Genomic DNA, 16,595 nt, shown 5'->3' on the forward strand with positions numbered 1-16,595 from the left:
CATCTACAGATTCATATGGGAACCATGAACGAAGAGCCCACACATTTTCACCCATTGAAATAAATTCACCATCGGTGTTCATGTCAGTATAGAATTGGGGCAAACGTTCCCTTATTTCTTCATCGCTCACACCTAAGTACTTTTGCACAGCGTTAACAATATCTGCAAAAGCCATTCTCTTATTGTTATCCTCTAAAATTGCGCGAGCAACTTCAATCATTGATAATTCATTGCGATTTTTGTCTTTAAAGTCGTTTAATCCCACAATTGTATTCCTCTCTTTTAAACAGTCTTTTTTATTTTACTAGGCGTTCATGTAAAAATCAATGTGACGGTATAATTACCTATTAAGTATAGACCACTGTAAAGGTTATATTCAATCTGAAGTTCATGGGAATTATTATTTTTAGCAAAAAATTTAATAAATTCAGTTGTACTTTGCAGATCCATTTGATAGCCTTGTGCCACATAGCGACAATCTTTACGTTCGCCAACTATAAAATGTAACTGCGAGTAATTATTCTGGTCACTGCCACGCCTAATAATCACATTATTTTCTCTAATCAGTATTTTAACCGGTACCTGGCCATCTTCCAAGTATGAAACTCTGGTAGTTTCACCTGATTCAATTAGTTCTCCTTGGCATTTCTTAGTAAAAGTTTCGCTTTCTTTTCCTTGAGTTATTCTACTAGTAAAATCAATTTTTACTTTAGTCATCTATCTGATTCTTTGTAATAAAAAAGCCAACCATCACGATTAGCTAATATAATTTAACATCCTTCTTAATTTTAGCAGAAATTATTATAAAACAAATTATTTTTTAACACCACTAATTAGTTTTTTTAGGTGCTGACAGCAAAATATTTATACCACCAATTATAATCAGGCTTGTACTAATAACAACAATAAATTTTTCACCAAGATGATCAAGAATTACTCCGGCAACAACTGACGAAATCGGTCCACCAATATTGGCAAACGTCCTGATAGTTGTCAAAACTCGTCCTAAATAATTATCAGAGGTCGAAGTTTGAATAATAGATTCTTCAAGGACATTATGAATACTGGTTGCAGGGCCAAACAGGAAAAGCAGGATACAAAGCATAACCATATTCTTTAAGAAAAAGAGCATAATAATGATAGGTATAGCGCTAATAATCCAGGCCCAACCAATTGTTTTAATTTTGGCTTTCATTTTGCCACCGATGACAGCACCAAGAATTATTCCTACCAGTATACAAATGTAAAATGTGCTATAAAGTGCCGGTTGTCCTGCCTTTGCAGCTATCCGAGGCAAAATCAGGATCAGTGCAGGTTGTGCAAATGAATATAGTACGCTGGACCAAAGATAGTGAAACAAAAAGCTGTTTCCCTTTATGTAGCGGTAAGCGTTGAGAATTTTTTGCCAATATTTTGTTAAGCCTTCATCTTTATTTTCTTTTTCCTTAACTACATTATGAACAGGAATATTTCTTAGGGCTCTAATTAATAATAAAAGTCCCAGCAAACTTAAGCATGAACAAGCTAAAATAATATCTCCACTTGACAAAAAGGCCAGTAATGCGCCAGAAAGTGCAGTACCACCAACATTGACTAGCTGATCAACAATATTAATCTGGGAAATGATACTGGTCATTTCGCTTTCGTCTAACACAGATTCTTTTAAAATAGCCCGATCAGCGGGACCAAAAAACTCATCACAAATGGACAGAAGCCCAGCAATAATAATGGCAAAAGCGTAATATTTATTAAAGTAAATCATTGCAGCTGTTAACATAAAAAGTAGGACTACTTGGATCACCATTGAATAAATACTGGTTTTCTTGAAAGAATGATTGTCAATGAATGGCCCATAAAAAATAGAAAGGGCTGCAGTTATTGTGAAAATGGCATTGGTAATACCAACAACAGATGAACTCTTAGATTGTATTTGGATCCACCAAATAAATACCATACCAAAAAGTGAGTTGCCTAAACCACTGACTAATCGGGAAAGTAAGTACGGTCTTTTTTCTAACATGATTTTTCCTCTAAAGCTTAGCTTGTTAATGATATCGTTTTATATTAAGTGCTTAAAATAAATAATCGCTTGTTTTTAAATGGTTCCGAGTCGTTTTATGTTAGATTTACAAAAGAGTTACTTTTAATAAGTTAAACAGTTATGATTTGGTCAAACTTATCTTTATTTTCTTCATGTAACTGATGACTAACAAACACAACAGTAATCTTAGGTTGATTTAAAAAGTCATTTTCAACTTTGATAGCTCCTGCTTTATCTAAGCTGCTAGTCGATTCATCCAATAAGAATAACTTACGGTTACGTAATAGTCCTCGAGCTAAAGCCAAACGTTGCTTTTGCCCACCAGATAAACTAGCGCCACCTTCGCCAACTGGGGTATCTAATTTTTGCGGCAAAGTGCTGACAAAATCCCATAGATCAGCCTTTTCCAATGCAGATTTTATTTCTTCGTCAGTAAAATGCTGGCCAAGTTCCAGATTATAGCGCACTGTATCATTAAAAAGATATGCTGTTTGATCAATGTAAACAATGTTAGACCGTAATGCATTATTATCAATGTTTTTAATCTCAGTTTGGTCTATTTGAAGATCACCTGTGTAATCGGTCAACCTACCAGCTAAAATTTTTAATAGCGTACTCTTACCACTACCTGATTCTCCATCAACAGCAATTTTTTGACCATCATGAATGGTAAAGTTGAATGGCTTTTTAAATACTGGCTTACCTGGATGATAAGCAATTTGTAAATTTTTAGCTGTAATATTAATGTCAGCAATTTTACTACCGCCTTGAGTATGAGACTTAAGTGGTTCGTCTAATTGATATTTGCTAAAAATCGGATTGAGTGCCTGCAATTCAGTCAATATCGGTGCAATAACCGCTAATGAATTAAAAACATTAAAGGCAAGCGAAGTAGATGAATTAATTACCCCAATAGTTACCTGCTTTTCTAAAATCAGAAAACCTGTCCAAGCTTGAATAGCTACTTGACTGATAACATTGCTGGCCCCAGCTATACTGCCATTATATGAGCTATACTTTGCTTGTCGTACTTTCGCCCCAATTAATTTTTTTATAGCATCGGTAATACGCTTTTCTATTTGCTGTTCCGCAGTGAAAATATTATAAGTAGCAAACCCTTGTAAGCAATCATTAATTACATTAACCACTTTTTCATTTTCCTTACTAGTAGTGAAGTTGCTGCTAGCGACTTTCTTTCGCACAAGCTGAGGTAATCCTAAAGTAAAAAGGGTCAAAATGGCTACCAGAGGCAGAAAAGTCCAATTAAATTTTATCAATGCAATTAGAGAAAAGATGGAATCACCAAAAATTTGTACCATTGAGAATAGATTAGTAAAACCATTTTCTTCAATTAAATTCATGTCATTAGTCAGCCATGATGTGTATACTCCAGTATCATGCTTTTCAAACTGTGAAACTGAATAATCTTCCAAGTGTTCAATAATATCCTGGCGTAGCCTTAAGCTAAGAAACTGCACCGTTTTTACGCTCAATACTTGTTCACTAATTAAGAATACGGTCATTACTAAAAATAATAAGATATTGAGCAAAATATATTTAAAAAAAGCCTGAAAATCAAGTTTAATCAAACTATTTAAAATGAAAACATTAATTAGTGAATTAAGAACCCGAAAAGCTGAGCAAATTAGTTGGAGAATTACTACCAAAGTTACTTTTGCCGGTTCTTGTTTAACGTATTTAAACAAATTTTTCATAAGATTTTTCTCCTGGCACAAAGCCTTGTGTCTAAAACAAAAATTAAATATTTTTATTAAAAACTACTTTCGCTTCATTTTAACATAATAATTTAATAATAAATTATTTTTGTAAAAAATGCTAGGAAACATAAAGAGCTCCGAAAGTTAATGAACTTTTGGAACTCTTTTAGGTTTGGAAATCATGTACTCATAGGAAACAGCAGTTTTTAAAAATAAATCTAAAATATTAGAATAACTTAAGAAATGTGAATAAAATAAAAAGAGCTAAACGCTTATTATTAAAACGGTCAACTTAATGACAATTACAAATAACAGCTTTAACTCCTATAATTATTTAACCAATTAACTTAAAACAAAAGAATTACAATATGTTTTAAAAATTTAATTTTATTTATTATAAATCAGTAATTATAATGATTACATTTCTTAACAAATCCATTATATTCTCTCCTTTTAATTTAGATTAATAAATACATACCTTTATGTTATCGCTACTAAAAAAATAAACAATTGTATTGTCATATTTGAAAATCACTTTTTGCCATCCTTTTTACATTTTCACCATATCCTGCAGCGACTAAAATACTCAATACGTTTTTGGCTTTTTCATCATTCTTTTCTAAAATATCCTCATAATATTCGCATAAAATTTTTGAAAAACTAATCTCAACATAATTTGGCAAGCTTCTAATATAACTTATAGCTATATAACAAAAACTAGATCTCCCTTTTCTTATACACCAATCAATATAGTTAATCATTAATGAGCTTAAGGCAATTACTATTTTTTTACTCAAATTATCAACATTTTTATAACGTCTGATAATACTTTTAATTAGGAAAAAAGCATCATCAATTTTATAAACTTGTATAACATTGGCTATAAGCACTAAACGTAAATAATCGTTTTCATCAGTGTCTTTTTGAAAAACAATTTGTTTTATTTTCTTTTTTTCAATATCAGTAAGTTTATTCAGCGCATTACTATTATGTGTATTTAAAATAATTTTAGCCTGCAATATTAATGAGCTAACGAATGGAGTTTTAGGACTTATTGTTTCAAAATCTTCAATCAAGCTATTTATTTTATTGTCATTGTCTTCATTAGCCGCTTTTACAAGTTCATTCATTAAAACTGTTACTTTTTTTCTGTTTTTTTTATTCTTTTTATAATTACCAAAAAAATCTACAGGAGTAACGTCATGATTTTTCAAAATTTCCAGAAAATCATTTACACCGATGTCATTTAAGCCTCGCTCGACTTTTGAATAAAAGGAAACGGAAATTACACCCGCTGCCATTTCTGTTTGAGTTAAACCTAATTCTTGACGTAAGGCTTTTAATTTATTGCCTATATAGTTCATATGATCTCCTATCTATTTAATAATATTAGTGCCTTTATAATTATGAACAGTTTTGCCACAACTGGCAAAACTCATTATTTAATTTTAATAAAAATAATATTAACGGCAACTGTATTAAACTAAAAGGCTTAAGTTTGTTATAATTTAGGTATCAAATAGCCTTTAAAGACTAATCTAGTAATTTTCGAGGATTTTATATGCCAAATTTCTACAGCCAAAAACTCAAAAAAGAAGTAGTTTTAAGAGATCCGGTTCATGAATACATCCATATTGAAGATCAAGTAATACTTGATATTTTAAAAGCCAAAGAATTTCAGCGTATGCGGAGAATAAAGCAACTCGGGCCAATCTCATATGTTTTTCCTGGTGCAACTCATACGCGCTTTGAACATAATTTAGGTGTCTATGAACTGACACGCAGAATTTGTAATATTTTTGCCAAAAAATATCCTTCTCAACGCTCAGGCGATGGTCTCTGGGACGATAACAACAGACTTTTAGTTGAATGTGCGGGACTACTGCATGATATTGGTCATGGCCCCTATTCACATACTTTCGAGCATCTTTTTGGTACAAATCACGAAAAAATCGGTCAAAAAATTATCACTGATCCAGATACCGAAATTAATCAGGTTTTGAGATCCGTTTCACCCAATTTCCCATCCCTTGTAGCAAGCGTAATTGCCAAAACTTATCCTAATCCGCAAGTGGTAAAAATGATATCCAGTCAGGCAGATGCTGACAGAATGGACTATTTGCAGCGTGATGCTTATTTTACTGGCGTTACTTATGGTAAATTCGATTTATCAAGAATTTTACAGGAAATTCGTCCCTACAATGAAGGAATTTGCTTCACAATGGCTGGTATGCATGCTGTTGAAGATTATATTGTTTCCCGTTATCAAATGTATCAACAAGTTTACTTTCATAGAGTTGGTCGTTCAATGGAAGTAATTTTACAACATTTACTTGAAAGAGCAAAAATTATTTACCAGCAGGGTAATTTGCCAGTAACACCAAGTTTAGCCAAATTTTTAGCCAATGACTGGACGCTTGATGATTATTTGAAGCTAGATGATGGCGTAATGGAAACTAATTTTTCAATGTGGACTAAAGTTAGTGACCCAATTTTGGCGGATCTAACCAAACGTTATCTTTTTAGACAACCCTTAGCTAGTATTTGTATTGATCAGGAAACCAAAAATTTACTACCCAAACTGAAAGATTTGATTAAACAAGCGGGTTTTGATCCAAACTATTATACAGATACCAATTCGGCTTTTGACGAGCCATACGATGCTTATAAGCCATCAGGCAAAAATGCCAACAGTCAAATTGAAATCATGCAGGATGACGGACAATTGATTGAATTGTCACAATTAAGTCCACTTGTAAGATCACTAAATGGCACACTTCAAGGTGATGAGCGTTTCTTTTTCCCAAAAATCATGATGTCAAATAGTGATGAACCCCAAATTTTTGACCCTTTATACCAAAAATTTCAACGCTACGTTAAAAATGGTGCGTTAAGATATATAAGAAAGCCTAAAAAATAAAAAATATTCATAAATTATTCTTCCAATTTAACAAAAAGGTGAAAATTTCATTATTTAAAAAGACTTAGAACAGGTAATAATCAGCCTATAGCTATTAATGAAGAATATTTAAATTTCGATATAATGCAAAATATTGATTTGGCTCTTTTGAACAAGTCTCTATACCAATATTTGAAAAAATGTAAGTTACCACTAATTGAGAACTACGCTGAAATTAACGCAGTTAAAGCAACAAAAGAGCAACAAAGCCAATTACATTTGAGTGTTGACTTTCTTTTAAAAACTTTAGCTAACGTTGATACAATTTCCATATCTGGTAAGCGGGTACCTCTAGGAGTATTTGTTTCATACTATAACCCTGACTTATATGCATATAGATTTAATGGCTCAAACAATTAAAAGCCTTATCTCGCTTTTAAAACGAAATAAGGCTTTTTTAACAATACACAAGTTGTTCACTGGCTAACTTATTGACACAATAGTTTTTTCAATCATGATATAATAAATTTTGCATTATAAAGAAGTAATTTTTTTAATAATTTATCAACACGTCACATCTATATCAAAATAAATTTGATAAAATTACTTTAAATATAACTAAATGTTTTCAATTAATTCCGAATTAATCTATCTAAGGAGTGGCTATCTTGTCGGCTATAAAGAAAGAAGAATTGATAGCTAAAGATATTCAATACCAAATTGAACAAGGCTTCATTAAATATGAACAAAAATTGACTGAACGTACTACAGCCAAAAATTATTCAGTGTCTCGCGGAACTGCCAGAATGGCTTTAAAAAGACTGGAAAAGCAGGGGTTGATCTCTCGCAAACCGGCAGCAGGTTACTTTGTTAACTACCGTAAACATGAACCTCTTTTAAATTTGATTAATTCTTTTTCAAATAAACTTGATTACCTTAATATTTCTCAACATGACACCAAATATGAAATACTGAGACATAAATTTATCGACACCGACAAAGAGCTTTCTGAAAAATTAAAGGTGTTATTGGGAACAAAAATTCTACTAATAACTCTCAGATCTGTTAAAAAAGAATCAAACGGTTATGTAGTTTATAGAATCTTTTTGCCAATTGACAACGGTTTTTCAATGAGTAGTGAAGAAATGATCTTCAATAAAATTAAGGAAAAACTGCAAACGGCGCAAGATGCAGATGTTACTTTAAACTTCTGTTTTGCTGATAAGCTAATTGCTAAAGCTCTTCACGTCAAAGTGCAGGATCCTTTGCTATCTGTTGAAACTACATTTACCACTACAAGCAATCAGACTTGTTTTTTTATAGAACAATATAGTGACGCCAAAAATACGGTAAGTATTATGCCGTCTCAGATAATAAGTGAAAAACTTGGTACATTTAATGAATAAAATTTCTTATAAAGCTCCTTTATACGAACAAATTGAACACCTTTTATACGAAAAAATTAGAACTCAAGAGTATTTACCGGGGCAAAAAATACCTAGTGAGCGTGAACTAGCTGAACACTATAAAATAAGCAGGACTACCACAAAGCGTGCTATCAATTCCTTAGTTGAACACGGGTTATTAGTGAGAAAACTGGGAAAAGGAACTTTCGTCGTCAGTGGTATTGACCAACGCTTTAATATTTCATTTGACAGTTCCCGTTCCCTGACCAATTCAATGTCTCTTAAAGGAATTATTATCACAAACAAACAAATTAAATTTTTTACTAATATTGATTCAAAATTTTTACGGCAAAAATTAGCTCTTAATGAAACTGAGCCCGTTTATGGGGTTCAACGGTTAAAGTTACATTGTGGCAAACCCTTTGCACTTGAAAATTCCTTTGTTCCGGGAAAGTTCTTCCCTAACTTTTATCAAATTGATTTTAATAATATCGGTTTATACGATTATATTGAAAGCATGGGACATTTTTTAAAGGCACATCAAACTTATCAGCAACTCGAAACCTTAATGCCTGAAGAAGCAAAATTATTACAAATTAGTACCAACTCATTTGTTTTCAAATCTTGCTATTCAACCGCCGATCAAAATCAGGATATCATTGAATACACTGAAAGCTACGTCATTGCAAACGAAGGGTCAATCCGTTATCATGTAAACCTCAGCAATTAGACTTTATATTTTTTTGAAATAGCAAATCCCGGCCAGGAAAAAATAACCAAAGCAAATAAAGCCATTAATATACAGATTAAGAATAAAAATTCGTAATTGGAATTATCAATAATCAGAGCTCCAAACAGTGGGCCTATTGCTTTACCTAGAGCGCTAAACATTTGAACTCTGCCCTGATAATAACCAGTTAAATTTTTGGGTGATTCAATGTCTACAAAGCTGGCAACCCCTGGAAAAAGCAATATCTCTCCTAGTGTGAGTAAACACATTGATGTCACATAGAAGCCGTAATTGTCTTTAAAAGGTAATAATAAAAGTGCAAATGATGCCAGCAATAATAAAATACCTATATTTAATCGTCCTCTAATATGTTTTAACAATAATTCATCAAAATGAGTAACAACAGGTTGAAATAGGACGATCAGAATTGCATTAAATGTCCAGAGAAAGCTGTAACTTTTAACTTTAAAGCCTTTTTCTACCATAAAAGTTGAAAGATTGCTCTGCCATTGTTCATAAATGAGCCAGCAAACTAAAACCATGACAAGAGCGCCTAAAATCTTGGGTGTTAATTTTCCCTTTTTTATTGCTTGCTTTCTGTCGCCCATTGTTTGGTCAAACTGAATATTATAATTAATAACAGCTACCACTAAAAATAATATTTGAATTATTGTTGCAATGGCAAATACGTAGCCAATTCCCAAAGGCATAATATATCCGACTGTGAGCGTTCCAAAAACTAAACCAAAGTTTGACGCAAAGTATAAGAGGTTAAATACATAGCTGGAACGATGATTTCCGACTCTAGTCGCCAAAGAATTTTCACAAGTTACAGAAATACCGTTTGCAAGACCAGACAAAATGAGCAATAAAGCATAGGCCGGCCAAGCATGAAAAAAGATAAGTCCGCCTAAGGCAAATATATTTAGAGCTATCCCTAGTAAAATAGAATAGTATGGACTCCAGCTATCAAACAATTTTCCACCAATCAAACTACCTAACATAGTGGCAAACTGATTTAAAAATAGGACGGATGCTGCAATTACCAAGCTTTTATGTAATGTTTCATGGATATAAATTGTGTTTAAAGGCCAAATAAAACTCATTGCAGTATTAGTAATTAAAACACCAAGAAGTAGCCACTTTAAAGAAATAGACTGTCTTTTTTTTAACACTTTTTTCACCCTGTTTTTTATTTAAAAAACAAAAAGAAATGAGTTTATTTAATCTCATTTCTTTTTGATGATTCTTAAATTAAATATTAGTTAGACTCCTAATATATTAAAGTAAGCTCCTGCTATACTTACGATTAAGACAATCAACATAATCAGTAATGGATTCATTTTCTTCTTAAGCATCCAATACATCACACCAAATAGTGCTAAGACACCTAGTCCCGGGGCGATACCATCAAGTAGTCCTTGGATCGTCTGGGCGCCCTTACCGGAACCTATTTTTGTAATAAAGTTAATTTTTGACATGCTCATCGTCATGCCACCAACAACCATGATCCCCATGATTGAAGCATATTCCATAACCTTATCCATAATACCGGACTTCTTTAGTTTATCAATCACGTTTGAACCAAGACCATATCCTAAAAAAGTCATGACATATCTGATTATAAAATGTGGTACATCAAAAATTATCAAGAAAAGTAAAGGTCCCAATATATTTCCCTGCATTGCTAAGGAAGTACCAACACCAGTAGCTAGTATTCTTAATGTTCCCCAGAAGAAAGCATCACCAACTCCTGATAAAGGTCCCATCATAGCAAGTTTTACGGCCGAAATTGATTGCGTATCAAAATTCGGATCACTCGCATTTTGCTCTTCCATAGCAGTAGCAATGCCTTCTGGTAAAGTAATAATATACGGAGTAACATTATAAACTTCTAGACTTCGCGTCAATGCAGCTGATAAATCTTCTTTTTTAGGATAAAGTTTCTTTAAGATTGGAATCATGGCAAAAGTATAGCCAACATTCATCATTCTTTCGTAGTTCCACAAATGTTCTGTTGGAATACTGCGCCAAAATACTTTTTGTAGATCCTTTTTAGTTATTTTACCTTTATATTCAGGCTGTATTTTAAAACTCATCGAAACCATCTCCTTGTTCTTCTGTTGCTTGTCCTGTGGCGGGTTCAGTGGCTGTAGCTTGACCTTTCTTATCATCTTTTCTCTCAACAAAGATGTACATTACAATGATGATTAAAGCAGCAAATAAAGCTACACCTGTTGTTGACAAGTTTCCGTAAGCAACCATGAAGAAACCAATGAAAAAGAACACAGCAACTTTCTTGTTCATTATCATTTGTGCTAACATAGCAAATCCTAATGCTGGCAGTAACCCTGAAGCAATAGTCATCCCCGTCGAGATAAATTTTGGCATATTGCTGAGTAAAGTAGTAACCGCATGTTGACCAAAGTAAAATGCTGTTGGCACAATAACTAAGCCTGGTAATTTACCAGCATAACCACCAAGAATCATATTACGTGCAATTGCCTTAGTATCTCCATCTTGGGCGTTTTTATCAATTCTGTGAACAAAAATCAACTTTAGTGGCTGACCAATTGCAGTTATCAAGGCCAATACTATAGTGGCAATTGGAATACCTAATGTTAAAGCAGCAGCTGAATCCGCATGTGCTTGAATTGCCAAAGCAGTTCCTAAAATAGTTCCAGAAACCATGTCAGGCGGAATATAAGCACCAATGGAAACTGAACCTACCATGGCCAGTTCCATGGCACCGCCCATCATAATGCCGTCTTTTAAATCGCCCAATACAAGTCCTGTTAACATCCCCATAACTAATGGACGTTGAACTAAACTTGTACCAGTAAAAGCATCACTATAGCCAATTAAAGCCACAATGAAAATCAAAAATGTTTTTAAAATCATTTAGAACATCTCCTTTACCGCTCTAAATTACGTTTTTAGCCTCAATCTTATTTTCTGTAGGTACCATTTGTATAAAGACATCAACCCCTTCATCAATTAATTCTTTAATTGTTCGTTTTTCGTCTTCATTAATATAAATACTCTTGCTAATCTTTTGTTTGCCGTCACCAAATGAGATGTTGCCCAAATTAACCGATTTAATCTTAAATTCACGAGCTAACTTAGCCGCTATTTCAACAGTTTCACAAATAATGAATAGACTGTAGCGATCGGTTTTGCCACTCTTGATGACATCAATTGCACCTTGTGTGTCTTTTACTACTACCTTGACACCACTGGGCTTAGCCAAAGCAAGCATTTGCAATCTTAACCTATCATTTTTCAAAGTGTCACTAACTAGCAAGAGTGCATCAGCCCCAAGAGTTCCTGTCCATGACACAGCGACTTGGCCATGCAATAGACGGTAATCAACTCTGATCATTTTAATCATTTAAAACATCCCCTTAGAAATCATCACTTAAACTACTCGTTTGTTTAGTGAGTGTTTGATTTACATACTGAATCCCATTTTTTGCTTCTGCAATTGTCTTTTGGATTGTTTCATCCAAGGTTTTTTCATTTGACAATAATAGTTGCACTATCATTGGTAAATTGACTCCCGAGATGATATGCAGATTCTGGTATTGATCTAACATTTTCCCTAATGTTGTATTAACGCTACCACCAAGGATATCTGTTAGCACAACAACAGGCTCAGAAGAATGTTTTGCTAAAAACTCAGCAATCATTTTTTGATAATCTAAATGTTCATCAGTATAAGCTGCTATAGCATGTAAATTTTTTTGCGGACCCATAATGAATTCCGCTGTCTTTTTCACGCCAACAGCCATCTCTTCATGCGTACATATCAATACTTGAACCATTTTTACTCCTTGTTATTTTGACTATAATTTTTAGTAGTAATTGCGTTCATAAATTTATCTGCCAATGGATGAGATTTTTCCGTACTCAGTGCGGGCATCATAGAGGCAACAATAACTTGGAAAAATGGTATTACAGCCATAGAACACAAATCTATAATCACCGGCTTGGTAATATTAATAACATTTTGCTCTTTTGGTTCACTGCCAAACGTGATCAAGTATCTTCTTGAAGTTACTACAGCTAGTTTTTCATAAATACTAGAAATTCGTGAGCTATGTTGCAGATTATCAATTAAAAACACCGTGTATTTTGGGCTTAACTGAATATCTGGTCCATGCATAAATTCTTCAACTTCATAATGCATCGTAGGAATTTTCAAAGTTTCTTGGAATTTAAGAGCAGCTTCTCTGGCAACACCCAGGTTCATATTATTACCGCAAATAAACGTTGGACCCATTTCAGCAAGCTCCAGGAAGTGCTCATTGACAAAATCAATTCCCTTATCTACTGTGCTAGACATAACATTAGCTAATTGGATAAATTCATCATCAGAGTTATGTTCACGATCACCTTTAATAGCAACTTCATTTGCAAAAAGGGCTAAATAAAGAATTAAGGTAGACAAACCAATAGTCACATAACCAACTGTTTCTACGCCTACACCATAATCAATTACGTAATCAGCATTACCAGCAGCCTGACTATGAACATTACCTGTTAATAAAATAGTTTGGTGACTAAACTCTTTCATATAAGTCATCGCATGCAGAATATTGGTGGAAGCCCCACTTTGAGATATAAAGAATACGAATGTTTTGTTAAAATCAATTGGTCCTATCAGTTCAAACAATTCAGGAGTTATTACCGATACAGGACATCCTAAACGTTTAACCATATATGGTTGTGCCATTTTTGCAGCATTCATAGAGGATCCAGACGCTACTATGATAACGCTTACAAAATTTTGATCACAAAAAAGTTTTACTAATGGTGTAACTAAACTTTCTTTATCATTAATGTTAGCTTTAACTTTTTGTGGTGACGCTTTAACATAATCCAGCATTTTCATCATATTCACTTCCAAACTAAAAATTTGAACAAAAAGCGGGATACACAAGTATCCCGTCTTTTTATCATACTAATATTCGAATTGACGATAATATCTTCTGTAGTTTTTATTATGCTTTGTATAAACTTGGTAGTGATTTGTTAATCTGTCTGTTAATAGAGAGTTAACAATCCATGGAATAACCAAATGTCTAAACTTATCATCAACACTTAAACTATATTCTTTTGTATCAATTACATAATGTTCAGCGCCAATCTTTTCACAGAAACGTTGTACACGAACGTCTTGCTTTCTGAATTCGTCTTCACCTTCGACAATGAAAACTGGTACACCTTTTTCAACTAGTTCCAGAGTACCATGGAAGAATTTAGCACTAGTAATTGGGCGTGTTCTTACCCATTGCATTTCTTCAAGCAGACACTCAGCGAATAATTCAGTTTCACCCCACAAAGCTCCTGAACCGGTGAAAATAGTGTAAGGAGCCTTGTAACATTTATGAGCAATCTCATCAGCCTTTGGTTCGAATTTCTTTCTGATGTCCAGCAAATCCTTAAAGACATTTTTCAGTTGATCAGCAAACTGAGGGTAGTCTGGAAAATCACCATGTTTATAAAGCAAGCTGTAAACTAACATAGCTTCTGCCATATAGTAGTTTTGTCCAGAACCTGTTGAGCCATTTACTTCGATCACAGTTGGTGCCATTCCACCTAATTCACCGCTCTTTTTAGTAAACGCAATTAGTCTAATATTATCTTTTATCAACCACTGTGCAGCTTCAATAATCTCTGGGGTATTACCACTGTCACTTGCAGTAATAACAATTGTATCTTTAGTCAAATCACGTGGATGAACTGCATTTAAGTCCGCAGCATTAATCACTTTAACAGGTAAATCTGACATTCTATTGGCTGCATATGCAAACTGGTACAATTCAAACTCAGTTCCGCCTATTCCCATCAGATAGATATTTTTATATCCCTCTTGGGTTAGCTTATCAGCCAACTCTTCAATTTCTGACCTCTTGGAATAGACCATTTCGCCGTCTTTTAGATAGGCATCTGGGTTAAAATTAATTAGTTCTACTTTTTCTGTTTCCATTTTTTACCTCCCAAGTAAAAAAATAAGATAAACAAAATTGGATATTTAATAAGTCCGATTTCACTTTTAAGTGTACCAGTTTTTAGAAATAAATCAACACTTTTTTAAAATCGCTTTCATTCATTTTGCTAAAAATAAAAAACTAATTCAAAATTGGCTTTGAATTAGTCTTCTACTTATTAATTTCTTCTCTTAATCTTTAACTTTTACTTTAACATTTTTAACTAAGTGAATTTCCCTATCGAATAGGCTTTTCATTTTGTCACTAAAGTTGTGTGCAATGAAGATTACCGTAGCAGGGGTTGAAGTAACTTCATGCAATATTTGCATGGTCGCTTCTTGATCGATCGCGCTGGTACCTTCATCTATTAAGATAATTTCGCTTTGGTGAACTAAAGCCCGTACCAGTACAATTTTTTGTCTTTGTCCGCCTGAAATATTTAACTTATTTAGGTCAATCTTTTGATTTAGTCCATCGTCAAATTTGGCAATGTCTCCCGCTAATTGTACTTTTTCAACCAATGACGGTAAAGCGCTTTTTAATTTGTCTACAAACATCGTCATATTGTCAGCAACGCTCACCGGAAAAAGCACTGGATCCTGCGGAATATAGCCAATTTTACTCATATCGGGTGTAACCACAGCACCATCTTTGCCCTTAAAAACTATCTGCCCTGAAGTTGGTTTGATTTGTCCTAGAATGAGTTTAAACAAGGTTGATTTTCCAGCCCCAGAATCACCTGTCAGAAGTACTTTTTCGCCTGACCTTACATTAATGTCAGGAAACATCAGACTTTCACCATTAGGAAATTGTAAACTAAGATCACGTGTACTAAGTGAGGCTGGAGTTGCTACTTCTTTAGCTTGCTCTTTTTTAACTGGCGCAGCCGTTTGAGCAATCTCCTGATTTAAAGTTTTGGAGCCCTTTATTTGTCCATAGCGACTAACTATGATTTGAATACTTTGCCTTAAGTAGAAATTACAATTGCCTACTCCAGTGATTGCACCAAATGCTACTATTTTAGCTTGGAACAAATAACCCGCTAGTAAGAATAAAATTAATGAAAAAGAAACTGATACCAATCCATTAATTATACTTAGTAATTGCGTAACCCCATTTTGCTTGACATAAGCATCTTCTAGCTCTTTAGCTGCATCATTAGTTACTTTAAATAGTTTTCCTCCGGCAAAATAACGTTGTAGTTCTTCAAGGCCATTAAGCCACTTTTCTAAGCAATCGAGATATTGATTATTACTCTTTGATATCTTGGTCATTGAATTTTGTAGTGGCTTTTCTAATAATTTTGGTAACACTAACGAAATAGCCACCATCAAAATAATTGTGAGAAGTAAACTCCAGTGTAATGAAATAAGCAGAACAACCACAGATACTAAATTAATAACACCACCAATTAGACTAAAAAATGGTGCAAAATAGTTTTCTTGGCTCTGATTCAGGTCATTTGTTAATCGATTTTGAATCTGAGCAACAGAATGCTCTTTTTGATCCGCATAAAAGTGAGATACAGATCTTTTTCTGATATGAAAATTAAATTCCTCTTGTTGTTTTGATAGAAGGAACGCATGCAATCCTTGTATTATATATTGAAATAGGAAAGGCATAAATGAAATGACATTTATAATTAAAAACTGTTGGAATTTCTGTTGCTGAATTGCTGTGGTTAAAAGCATAATTAATTGTGTAGTTACAATTGGTAAAGTCCACTCTAAAACGGTAATCAAAATTAGTATCATGAAGCGTAAAGGGTTTTGCTTATAAAAGTCTTTAATTGTCATAATATGTTACTT

General features: G+C 33.4%; 16 protein-coding genes and 1 pseudogene. 4 read left to right on the forward strand and 13 right to left on the reverse strand.

The genetic code is table 11. From position 1 onward, the window contains the following. The 5 genes from rpoE to Q0R51_RS06685 all read right to left on the reverse strand — a co-directional run. Nucleotides 1–265, reverse strand: a 265-nt coding sequence (gene rpoE / locus Q0R51_RS06665; protein WP_294757556.1) for a DNA-directed RNA polymerase subunit delta, incomplete at its 3' end; no start/stop codon positions are given. Nucleotides 266–312: 47 nt separating this feature from the next. Beyond that, nucleotides 313–717, reverse strand: coding sequence for a DUF1934 domain-containing protein (locus Q0R51_RS06670; protein ID WP_294757558.1), 405 nt, complete (start codon nt 715–717; stop codon nt 313–315). 112 nt (nt 718–829) lie between these two features. After that, nucleotides 830–2,020, reverse strand: a complete 1,191-nt coding sequence (locus Q0R51_RS06675) for an MFS transporter (RefSeq protein ID WP_294757561.1) — start codon at nt 2,018–2,020, stop codon at nt 830–832. 131 nt (nt 2,021–2,151) lie between these two features. Then, nucleotides 2,152–3,756, reverse strand: coding sequence for an ABC transporter ATP-binding protein (locus Q0R51_RS06680; RefSeq protein ID WP_294757563.1), 1,605 nt, complete (start codon nt 3,754–3,756; stop codon nt 2,152–2,154). A gap of 521 nt (nt 3,757–4,277) precedes the next feature. Further along, complete coding sequence (locus Q0R51_RS06685) at nt 4,278–5,123, reverse strand: helix-turn-helix domain-containing protein (protein WP_294757564.1); 846 nt, start codon at nt 5,121–5,123, stop codon at nt 4,278–4,280. 197 nt (nt 5,124–5,320) lie between these two features. On the opposite strand from Q0R51_RS06685, the gene Q0R51_RS06690 reads away from it, so the two are divergent. The 4 genes and pseudogenes from Q0R51_RS06690 (at nt 5,321) to Q0R51_RS06705 (ending at nt 8,794) form a co-directional block, all read left to right on the forward strand. Next, a complete protein-coding gene (locus tag Q0R51_RS06690; RefSeq protein WP_294757566.1) occupies nt 5,321–6,679 on the forward strand; it encodes an HD domain-containing protein in 1,359 nt (452 codons plus the stop codon). A 60-nt stretch (nt 6,680–6,739) separates the two neighbouring features. Continuing rightward, nucleotides 6,740–7,078: pseudogene (locus Q0R51_RS06695) on the forward strand (UTRA domain-containing protein); the annotation flags it as partial. A 248-nt stretch (nt 7,079–7,326) separates the two neighbouring features. After that, complete coding sequence (locus tag Q0R51_RS06700) at nt 7,327–8,064, forward strand: GntR family transcriptional regulator (protein WP_294757567.1); 738 nt, start codon at nt 7,327–7,329, stop codon at nt 8,062–8,064. Then, the gene (locus Q0R51_RS06705; protein WP_294757569.1) at nt 8,057–8,794 is read left to right on the forward strand and encodes a GntR family transcriptional regulator; all 738 of its coding nucleotides are present in this window, start codon (nt 8,057–8,059) and stop codon (nt 8,792–8,794) included. The genes Q0R51_RS06700 and Q0R51_RS06705 overlap by 8 nt, the downstream gene beginning before the upstream one ends. On the opposite strand, the gene Q0R51_RS06710 is transcribed toward Q0R51_RS06705, so the two are convergent. The 8 genes from Q0R51_RS06710 to Q0R51_RS06745 form a co-directional block, all read right to left on the reverse strand. After that, nucleotides 8,791–9,969, reverse strand: coding sequence for an MFS transporter (locus tag Q0R51_RS06710; RefSeq protein WP_294757571.1), 1,179 nt, complete (start codon nt 9,967–9,969; stop codon nt 8,791–8,793). The two genes, Q0R51_RS06705 and Q0R51_RS06710, sit on opposite strands and share 4 nt — an antisense overlap. Nucleotides 9,970–10,059: 90 nt before the next feature. Then, entirely contained in the window at nt 10,060–10,893 is an 834-nt protein-coding gene (locus tag Q0R51_RS06715) for a PTS system mannose/fructose/sorbose family transporter subunit IID (RefSeq protein ID WP_187156720.1), read from the reverse strand. Beyond that, nucleotides 10,883–11,695, reverse strand: a complete 813-nt coding sequence (locus Q0R51_RS06720) for a PTS sugar transporter subunit IIC (protein ID WP_187156721.1) — start codon at nt 11,693–11,695, stop codon at nt 10,883–10,885. The genes Q0R51_RS06715 and Q0R51_RS06720 overlap by 11 nt, the downstream gene beginning before the upstream one ends. Nucleotides 11,696–11,717: 22 nt before the next feature. Further along, nucleotides 11,718–12,185 (reverse strand): PTS sugar transporter subunit IIB, encoded by a 468-nt coding sequence (locus tag Q0R51_RS06725; RefSeq protein ID WP_294757575.1) that lies wholly within the window; start codon nt 12,183–12,185, stop codon nt 11,718–11,720. Between the two features lie 13 nt (nt 12,186–12,198). Then, the gene (locus Q0R51_RS06730; protein WP_046325429.1) at nt 12,199–12,618 is read right to left on the reverse strand and encodes a PTS sugar transporter subunit IIA; all 420 of its coding nucleotides are present in this window, start codon (nt 12,616–12,618) and stop codon (nt 12,199–12,201) included. Nucleotides 12,619–12,620: 2 nt separating this feature from the next. Continuing rightward, nucleotides 12,621–13,691 carry an SIS domain-containing protein gene (locus Q0R51_RS06735; RefSeq protein WP_294757577.1) on the reverse strand — a complete coding sequence of 357 codons (1,071 nt, stop codon included), beginning with the start codon at nt 13,689–13,691 and terminating at the stop codon, nt 12,621–12,623. A gap of 66 nt (nt 13,692–13,757) precedes the next feature. Then, on the reverse strand, nt 13,758–14,786 hold the full coding sequence (locus Q0R51_RS06740; protein WP_198202525.1) for an SIS domain-containing protein: 1,029 nt from the start codon (nt 14,784–14,786) through the stop codon (nt 13,758–13,760). A 192-nt stretch (nt 14,787–14,978) separates the two neighbouring features. Next, the gene (locus tag Q0R51_RS06745) at nt 14,979–16,583 is read right to left on the reverse strand and encodes an ABC transporter ATP-binding protein (protein ID WP_294757579.1); all 1,605 of its coding nucleotides are present in this window, start codon (nt 16,581–16,583) and stop codon (nt 14,979–14,981) included. Nucleotides 16,584–16,595: the final 12 nt, after the last annotated feature.

Source organism: uncultured Lactobacillus sp., assembly GCF_946477725.1.
Lineage (GTDB): Bacteria > Bacillota > Bacilli > Lactobacillales > Lactobacillaceae > Lactobacillus.